The 2,519-nt window shown below is 75.7% G+C and carries 3 protein-coding genes; 2 read left to right on the top strand and 1 reads right to left on the bottom strand.

Annotation, left to right across the window (positions count from 1 at the left end; genetic code table 11):
- A partial coding sequence (locus V7793_RS36335) for an ATP-dependent RecD-like DNA helicase (protein ID WP_336013942.1) occupies positions 1 to 1,467 on the top strand: 1,467 nt, incomplete at its 5' end.
- A 45-nt stretch (positions 1,468 to 1,512) separates the two neighbouring features.
- Here the strand turns inward: V7793_RS36335 and V7793_RS36330 are convergent.
- The gene (locus V7793_RS36330; protein WP_336013941.1) at positions 1,513 to 2,322 is read right to left on the bottom strand and encodes a hypothetical protein; all 810 of its coding nucleotides are present in this window, start codon (positions 2,320 to 2,322) and stop codon (positions 1,513 to 1,515) included.
- Between the two features lie 47 nt (positions 2,323 to 2,369).
- On the opposite strand from V7793_RS36330, the gene V7793_RS36325 reads away from it, so the two are divergent.
- On the top strand, positions 2,370 to 2,519 hold a 150-nt coding region (locus tag V7793_RS36325; RefSeq protein WP_336013943.1), incomplete at its 3' end, for a DUF5703 family protein.

Below are 2,519 nucleotides of genomic sequence, written 5' to 3'. Positions count from 1 at the left end.
CTGGAGCGCGCCGCGCTGGAGGGGCACACGGTCCTGGAGGCCCCGGCCCTGCGCGCGGCCCTGGCCCGTCACGCCGTGCCGGATCCGGACGAGGCCCTGCAGTCCGCCATCGCCGAAGGCACGGTCCTGGTGTTCCAGGAGGCCGTGGAGCCCGCGCCGGGCGCCCCCGCCCCCCAGGGCGAGGACGAGGAGGTCCCGGTCCGGCTGCTCCTGGGCCTGGACCGCTGCGCCATGGCCGAGGAGAGCCTCGCCGACGGCCTGGCCCGGCTGATCAGCACCTTCACGGCCGGCCCCGAGGAGTGGGAGCCCGCAGCGGCGGCCGCCCCCTCCCCGTCCGCCGCCGAGCTGATCCGTGCCGCCGCGTCCGCCGGCCTCGTCACGCACAGCGGCGGCGAGGCGGCCCGCGCCGAGCCGGCCGCCCTCGTGACCGCGGCCCGCTCCCTGGGCCTGCGCGCGTACGCAGCCGTGCACACCGAGGACGGCCGCCGGCGCCTGGCCGCAACGGGCGATCCGGAAGCGGTCACGGTGGCCGGTCTGCTCTCCGGCGCGGAGGGCCCCGGCAGGGATGAGGACGGCGCCCTCGCCCTCGACGTGCTGGCCGTCCTGGACGCCCCCCAGCTCGACGTCGAGACCGCCGCGATGCTCGTGGAGTCGCTCGCCGACGGCACCCGCCTGGTGCTGAGCGGCGACCCGGCCGTGCTGTGGTCCGCGGGCCCGGGCCGGGTGTTCGCGGACGTGGTGGCGGCCCGCGTCTGCCCCGCGGTCGTCTCGCGCACGCCGGACGAGGGCCCGGTCGGCGAGCTGGTGTCGGGCATCGGCATCGGCGAGCTGTCGCAGCCGGCGGCCCCCGGCAAGGAGGTCGTGATCGTCCCGGTGCGCGATCCCGGCGAGGCGGTGCACCGCACGGTGCAGCTGGTGGCGGATTCCATCCCGCGCGCCATCGGCGTGCCCGCCGAGCACACCCAGGTGATCACCCCCGGCCACGGCGGCCCGGCCGGCACCCGCGCGCTCAACGCGGCGCTGAAGGAGCGGCTGAACCCCGGCCCGGGCCGGTTCGGCGGCTTCGACCCGGGCGACCGGGTGGCGTACGTCCCGGCTCCGGGCCGGATGCTCCCCGGCACGGTGACCGCAGCGGAGGCGGAGGGGCTCCGGCTGGACTGCGGGGGCACGCCCGTCCTCGTCCCGCGGGAGCGTGTGGCCGAGGCCCTGCGCCACGGCTGGGCCGTCACCGCCCACCAGGCGGCCGGCACGCGCTGGCCGGCGGCCGTGGTCGTCCTCCCGGGTGACGCGGCCTCCGCGCTGACGCGCTCGTGGATCTATACGGCGTTCGGCCGGGCCGAGCGGCACCTGTCCGTCGTGCACGGCGTGGACCAGGCGCTGCCCCGCGCCGTCGCGGAGGTCCCGGCCAAGGAGCGGACGACCCGGCTGCGGGCGCTGCTGCAGGCCCAGGACCGCCCGTCCGCGTGAGACCGCCCTGTTCCGGGCCCGGGCATCCGCCGGGCCCGGAGCGGGTCAGGCCTTCGTCGGCGAGGGCGGCGCGCCGCCGCCGGCCCCGCTCCCCGGAGTTCCGTCCAGGGCGTCCTCGTCGATGATGACGTCGTCATCGATCCCGTCGTCGTCGATGACGTCATCGCCGTCGTCGTCATCGTCGTCATCGCCGTCGTCGCCGTCGTCGCCGTCGTCGCCGTCCAGGTCCTCGTCGAAGACCGCGCTGACGTCGAAGCGGCAGATCACCCGCTGCGGGTCGGCCTGCTCGAAGGGCGCCGACAACCACTCCCCCGGCTCGGCGGGCTCGTCCGATGCGGTGACCCAGAGCGTGGAGTCGCCTTCCTCCAGGCCGAATTCCTTGTGCCGCGAGGCGATCTCGTCCGGCTCGTACTCACCGAAGATCACCCCGAGCGCGGCGTGCACGCTGCCGCCCACGTTGCCCACGGCGGCCGCCCCGGCGGGGCCGGCCGGTGCGTCGACGTCGGGGTCGAGGTCGGCCACGCGCTGGGCCTGGGCGAGGAGCCGCTGCGGCTCGACCACCGCGTAGTCCCGGCGGATCAGCAGGCTGAGTGCGCTCGGCTCCTCCGGCCCCGCGTAGGCGGGCAGGGTGTCGTCCCCGGGGATCTCGAAGGGGGTGACCTCGTCGTAGGCGTCGTAGAGCAGCTCGTCGTACGCCTCGGCTGTCGCGGCCAGCTCGTTGAACGCGGCGTAGACGGCCGGGTCGTCCTCCCCCGACCGGCGTTCGACGGCGTCGAGGTGGCGGTCCAGAGCGGCTTTGACCGCCTCGGCGGCGGCGCGTACCTCGGCAGCGGATGGCTGCGCAGCATCAGACATAGTGCAGACGCTATCCGCACAGGGCCCGTTCCCGCACAATAGATGCGATGCCGGAATACGAATTCTGTGATGTGTATGTGCCGCGGGGGGTCTCCCGGGGTGCCGCCACACGCCTGCTGACCGACCACGCCGAGTACGGACACTGGGAGTTGGACCGACTTCGCCTCTACCCCGACGGCAGCCGCAAGGTGCGGCTG

Origin of the sequence: Streptomyces sp. KLMMK (genome assembly GCF_036961605.1) — a bacterium.
GTDB classification, from domain to species: Bacteria; Actinomycetota; Actinomycetes; order Streptomycetales; family Streptomycetaceae; genus Streptomyces; species Streptomyces telluris.
This window is presented reverse-complemented; position numbering and strand designations above follow the sequence as displayed.

Bases quoted from the DNA above. Each gene is read 5' to 3' on its own strand.
- V7793_RS36330 (WP_336013941.1), bottom strand. From the start codon at position 2,322: ATGTCTGATGCTGCGCAGCCATCCGCTGCCGAGGTACGCGCCGCCGCC.